Raw genomic sequence first — 5393 nt, forward strand, 5'->3', positions numbered from 1 at the left:
TCTACATCGACGACTCCGGTAGCGAAGCCCATGGCTTGACAACGTTCAGCTGGATCCGCCGGGCCCGACGATGCCCTTGATCAGGCCTTGTTCTCGGTGGCCTCGTCGCTGTCCTCGCGGGCGGCGTCGGTGTCACCGGACGCCGACACCGGCGCCTCGGAGTCCTGGTCGGCCGGAGCCGACTTCGGGGCCTCGTCGGCCGGGGCGAGCGCCTCGACCTTGTCCTGCTGCGCGGCCTTGCGGGCGGCGGTCTTCTTGTTCGCCTTCGGCTCGGCGACCTGAAGCTCCTCCACCAGCTCGATGATGGCCATCGGCGCGTTGTCACCCTTGCGCGGACCGGTCTTCACGATCCGGGTGTAACCGCCGGGGCGGTTGGAGTACCGGGGCGCGATCTGGTCGAACAGGGCGTAGACCACGTCCTTGTCCTTGACGACACCCAGCACCCGACGCCGCGAGGCGAGGTCACCGCGCTTGGCCTTGGTGATGAGCTGCTCGGCCAGCGGGCGCAGCCGCCGGGCCTTCGTCTCGGTGGTCTGGATCTTCCCGTGCTGGAACAGCGCGGTCGCCAGGTTGGCCAGCATCAGCCGCTCGTGCGAGGGGCTGCCGCCGAGGCGGGGGCCCTTGGTGGGCGTGGGCATTTTTGGTGCTCCTCAGTTGTGGCGGCAGCGCGGACTAGAGCTGCTCGGTCTCGCGGTAGTCGTCGGTGTCGTAGTCGGCCTCGCCGAAGGTGTCCACGACGTGCGCCGGGTCGAAGTTCGGAGCCGAGTCCTTCAGCCCGAGACCCATCCCGGCGAGCTTCATCTTGACCTCGTCGATCGACTTCTGACCGAAGTTGCGAATGTCGAGGAGGTCGGCCTCGGTACGCCCGATGAGCTCACCAACGGAGTTGATGCCCTCGCGCTTGAGGCAGTTGTAGGAGCGGACGGTGAGGTCCAGCTCCTCGATCGGCAGAGCGAGGTCCGCCGCCAGCTGGGCGTCCTGCGGGGACGGCCCGATGTCGATGCCCTCGGCGGTCTCGTCCAGCTCCCGGGCGAGCCCGAACAGCTCCACCAGCGTCGAACCGGCGGAGGCCAGCGCGGTACGCGGACCCATCGACGGCTTGGTCTCGACGTCGATGATCAGCCGGTCGAAGTCGGTGCGCTGCTCGACACGGGTCGCCTCGACGCGGTAGGTCACCTTCAGCACCGGCGAGTAGATCGAGTCGACCGGGATACGGCCGATCTCGGCGCCGGACTGCTTGTTCTGCGCCGCCGTCACGTAGCCCCGGCCCCGCTCGACGGTCAGCTCCATGTCGAGCCGGCCCTTGCCGTTCAGGGTGGCGAGCTTGAGATCCGGGTTGTGCACCGAGACGCCGGCCGGGGGCTGGATGTCGCCCGCGGTCACGTCGCCCGGGCCCTGCTTACGCAGGTACATGCTGACCGGCTCGTCGTGCTCGGAGCTGACGCACAGCTCCTTGATGTTCATGACGAGCTCGACCACGTCCTCCTTGACACCGGGGATCGTGGTGAACTCGTGCAGCACACCGTCGATCTTGATCGAGGTGACGGCCGCGCCCGGGATCGACGACAGCAGCGTACGCCGCAGCGAGTTACCCAGGGTGTAGCCGAAGCCCGGCTCCAGCGGCTCGATGGCGAACCGCGACCGGGTCTCGTTGATCGACTCCTCGGAGAGGGAGGGTCGCTGGCTGATGAGCATCTTTTCTCTTCTCTTCCGGGGCGCCCGCTATTTGACGCCCACGACACAAACTGTTCCGGTGGCCCGCCCCGAAGGGCGGGCCACCGAACGAGCTCGGACTACTTGGAGTAGAGCTCGACGATCAACTGCTCCTGGACCTGCGTGTCGATGACCTGCCGGGCCGGGAGGGAGTGCACGAGCACCTTCATCTGGCTCGGGATGGCCTCAAGCCACGCCGGAACCGTCTTCGAGCCGGCCTGAGCCTGCGCGACGATGAACGGGGTGAGCTCCTTGCTCTTGCCCCGAACCTCGATGATGTCGTGCTCCTTGACGCGGTACGACGGGATGTCGACCTTCTTGCCGTTCACCGTGAAGTGACCGTGCTTGACCAACTGGCGGGCCATGTCCCGCGAGTGGGCGAAGCCGGCCCGGTAAACGACGTTGTCCAGCCGCGACTCGAGGATCTGCAGGAGGACCTCACCGGTCTTGGCCTGCTTGCCAACGGCTTCCTCGTAGTAACCGCGGAACTGCTTCTCCAGCACGCCGTAAACCCGACGGGCCTTCTGCTTCTCGCGGAGCTGGAGCAGGTACTCCGTCTCCTTCGTGCGGCCGCGGCCGTGCTGCCCGGGCGGGAACGGCCGGGACTCGAACGGGCACTTCGGACCATCGCACTTGCTGCCCTTGAGGAACAGCTTCATCTTCTCCCGCCGGCAACGGCGGCAGTCTGCACCGGTGTAACGAGCCATCTCTCTCTACCTCTCAGACCCGGCGACGCTTCGGCGGACGGCACCCGTTGTGCGGCTGCGGGGTGACGTCGGCGATCTGCCCGACCTCGAGGCCCACTGCCTGCAGCGAACGGATGGCGGTTTCCCGGCCAGAGCCGGGGCCCTTGACGAACACGTCGACCTTGCGCATGCCGTGCTCCATGGCGCGACGCGCGGCAGCCTCGGCGGCCAGCTGCGCAGCGAACGGAGTCGACTTGCGGGAGCCCTTGAAGCCGACCTGGCCAGCGGAGGCCCAGGAGATGACCGCACCGGTCGGGTCCGTGATGGACACGATGGTGTTGTTGAACGTGCTCTTGATGTGCGCCTGCCCGTGGGCGACGTTCTTGCGTTCCTTGCGCCGGACCTTCTTTACAGCGGCTCCGGCACGAGCCTTCGGTGGCATAAGTCTGTGCGCTCCTAGTTGACTTTCCGGACTGGGTTGCAGCCTGACCCGCCTCGGCGGCGGCCGATCCCGTCATCCGGTTAAGAACTACTTCTTGCCGGGCTTCTTCTTGCCGGCGACGGTCCGCTTCGGGCCCTTGCGGGTCCGGGCGTTGGTCTTGGTCCGCTGGCCACGCACGGGCAGGCCCCGGCGGTGCCGGATGCCGGCGTAGCAGCCGATCTCAACCTTGCGGCGGATGTCAGCGGCGACCTCGCGGCGCAGGTCGCCTTCAACCTTGTAGTTGCCCTCGATGTGGTCGCGGAGCTGCACGAGCTCCTCGTCCGTGAGGTCCCGAGCGCGCTTGTCCGGCGAGATGCCGGTGGCGGCGAGTGTCTCCAGGGCGCGGGTACGACCGACCCCGAAGATGTAGGTGAGCGCGATCTCCAACCGCTTTTCGCGGGGGAGGTCCACGCCGACTAGACGTGCCATGTGCGGGCGTACTCCTCGTGATGTGTGGCGGAGGTGTGGACCCGTCCCACCCCGCTACCGGCCGTCCCGTCCTTCCGACGCGGTGAGCGCCGGCGACCGGGATCGGTCGCTGCCCGAGCGGGCCCCGGCCTCCGACCGGGGGTCAGCCACGCAGAGGTACGTCTGGCGTACCGCTCGTGGCTGGGACGAGCATGTGTGATGTGTGTGTCGCTGGGGATCTGCCTGGACCAACGCCACCCGGCCGCGCTCCGGCCGGACGGGCTGAGTCAGCCCTGGCGCTGCTTGTGGCGCGGGTCGCTGCAGATGACCATGACCCGGCCGTGCCGGCGGATAACCCGGCACTTGTTGCAGATCCTCTTGACGCTCGGCTTGACCTTCACGGTTGCCTTACTTCCCATCTGGCCCGGTTACGCGCTCTGCGCGGCACCGGACGTCGAAGACGGACACGGGACTTCCCGGCCGTCGTCAGGACTACTTGTAGCGGTAGACGATGCGCCCGCGGGTCAGGTCGTACGGCGAAAGTTCGACGACGACCCGGTCCTCCGGAAGGATACGGATGTAGTGCTGCCGCATCTTCCCGCTGATGTGAGCCAACACCTTGTGGCCGTTCGCGAGCTCCACCCGGAACATGGCGTTCGGCAGGGGCTCGATGACCCGACCCTCGATCTCAATGGCTCCGTCTTTTTTCGGCATGTCCTCCGCTGTCCTGACGTCGATTGCACCGGGCGGCCCACAACGTCTTACACGGAAATCTGATCAGAATCAGAAGCCCGCGCCAGCCGCGGCTCCAGCTCCCACCGAAGCGCAGGGTGGGCATGCCGGAGTGGACGCTGTGCGCCGATCTGAAAGTGTACGCCGGCCTGCGGTCCCCCGCCAAACCGACCACCCACCAACCCGCGCGAGTCCACCCTCAGCCCTGTTGATCATGGAGTTGTTGTCACGACACGCCGCATTCGGCAGCAACAACTCCATGATCAACGAATCACGGCGAGTCCGGCCGCGGGTTGGGGCTGGTGGGGTTCAGGGGGTTGGTTCGTCGTTGTCGGGTTTGAGGGCGCGCTTTGCCTGCTTGCGCTCCCGGCGGCGTTGGCGCTTGACGGCCTGGCGCTGGGGCTCCTTCGCAGCCAGCCCGCTGACCGTGCGGACCACCAGCACCGCGCCCCACGGCCCGGCCACCCAGACCGGCCAGAAGTAGAGCAGGTCCTTGCTGAGCACCGACGTCGCCGCCCAGATGGTCACCACGATGGCGATCACCCGCAGGTACGGGAACCACACCTCGGCCAACCAGCGGGCGGTCACGCCCCTGCTGACGGCCGGATCGAGCTGGTCATCCAGCGGGCTCATCGTCGACCCGGCGACCGGCGCCAGGCCCGACCTCTGCACCGGCGTCACCGGCGGCAGGTCGGTCAGCAGGCCCTCGAGGTCGGCGTACGTGCGTGCCGCGTAGGCCTGCTGCAACCGCTCGTCGTACTCGTGCAGATCCAGTCGGCCCTCGTCAAGGGCGACCCGCAACCGGTCAGCCACCGCCGCACGGTCCGCGTCCGCGGCTCGCATCCCGTCGCGCCCGTCCATGCCGGCAAGCATGCCACCGTCGCGCCACTCCCGCCCGCCCCTGGCAGCGGTCGATCATGAAGCTGTTGCCCGCCCCACCGGCGTGTCGGGGCTGAAACTTCATGATCAACGGCGCGACGCGGGGCCGGGATCGGACTAGAGAGTTTTTGTGGCCGCGGGTTGGCGGGCGGTCACCAGGTCGCCCAGGCGGGCCCGGCCACCATCGAACGCGGTGAGCACCCAGACGCCGTCCGGCAACAGCGCCATCGAGTGCTCGACGTGCGCGGCCACCGAGCCGTCCCGGGTGACGACCGTCCACCCGTCGGCCAACTCGACGGTACGCGGGGACGCCATGGTGATCATCGGCTCGATGGCCAGGGCCATCCCGGTGACCAGTCGCGGACCCTTGCCCGGCCGACCGTGATTGAGCACGTGTGGGTCCTGGTGCATCTCGGTGCCGATGCCGTGCCCGCCGTAACCGTCGACGATGCCGTACCGGCCGCCCTTGCGGACGGCGGTCTCCACAGCGTGCG

Annotated in this window: 9 protein-coding genes; all 9 read right to left on the minus strand. The window is 67.9% G+C overall.

Annotation, left to right across the window (positions count from 1 at the left end; translation table 11 throughout):
- Positions 1-80: 80 nt before the first annotated feature.
- Positions 81-638, minus strand: a complete 558-nt coding sequence (rplQ, locus tag ABZ749_RS28510) for a 50S ribosomal protein L17 (RefSeq protein WP_091402374.1) — start codon at positions 636-638, stop codon at positions 81-83.
- A 34-nt stretch (positions 639-672) separates the two neighbouring features.
- The gene (locus ABZ749_RS28515; protein WP_007465227.1) at positions 673-1695 is read right to left on the minus strand and encodes a DNA-directed RNA polymerase subunit alpha; all 1023 of its coding nucleotides are present in this window, start codon (positions 1693-1695) and stop codon (positions 673-675) included.
- A gap of 98 nt (positions 1696-1793) precedes the next feature.
- Positions 1794-2420, minus strand: a complete 627-nt coding sequence (gene rpsD / locus ABZ749_RS28520) for a 30S ribosomal protein S4 (RefSeq protein ID WP_030329921.1) — start codon at positions 2418-2420, stop codon at positions 1794-1796.
- 13 nt (positions 2421-2433) lie between these two features.
- Complete coding sequence (rpsK, locus tag ABZ749_RS28525) at positions 2434-2841, minus strand: 30S ribosomal protein S11 (protein WP_030329919.1); 408 nt, start codon at positions 2839-2841, stop codon at positions 2434-2436.
- Positions 2842-2928: 87 nt separating this feature from the next.
- Positions 2929-3309: a 30S ribosomal protein S13 gene (gene rpsM, locus ABZ749_RS28530; protein ID WP_030329917.1), complete on the minus strand. Its 381-nt coding sequence runs from the start codon at positions 3307-3309 to the stop codon at positions 2929-2931.
- Between the two features lie 266 nt (positions 3310-3575).
- Positions 3576-3689 carry a 50S ribosomal protein L36 gene (gene rpmJ / locus ABZ749_RS28535; RefSeq protein WP_043965539.1) on the minus strand — a complete coding sequence of 38 codons (114 nt, stop codon included), beginning with the start codon at positions 3687-3689 and terminating at the stop codon, positions 3576-3578.
- 91 nt (positions 3690-3780) lie between these two features.
- A complete protein-coding gene (infA, locus tag ABZ749_RS28540; protein ID WP_007073013.1) occupies positions 3781-4002 on the minus strand; it encodes a translation initiation factor IF-1 in 222 nt (73 codons plus the stop codon).
- 327 nt (positions 4003-4329) lie between these two features.
- Positions 4330-4881 carry a DUF1707 domain-containing protein gene (locus ABZ749_RS28545; RefSeq protein ID WP_357233216.1) on the minus strand — a complete coding sequence of 184 codons (552 nt, stop codon included), beginning with the start codon at positions 4879-4881 and terminating at the stop codon, positions 4330-4332.
- 135 nt (positions 4882-5016) lie between these two features.
- A partial coding sequence (locus tag ABZ749_RS28550; protein WP_357233218.1) for a M24 family metallopeptidase occupies positions 5017-5393 on the minus strand: 377 nt, incomplete at its 5' end.

This window comes from Micromonospora sp. NPDC047753 (genome assembly GCF_040642735.1).
Lineage (GTDB): Bacteria > Actinomycetota > Actinomycetes > Mycobacteriales > Micromonosporaceae > Micromonospora.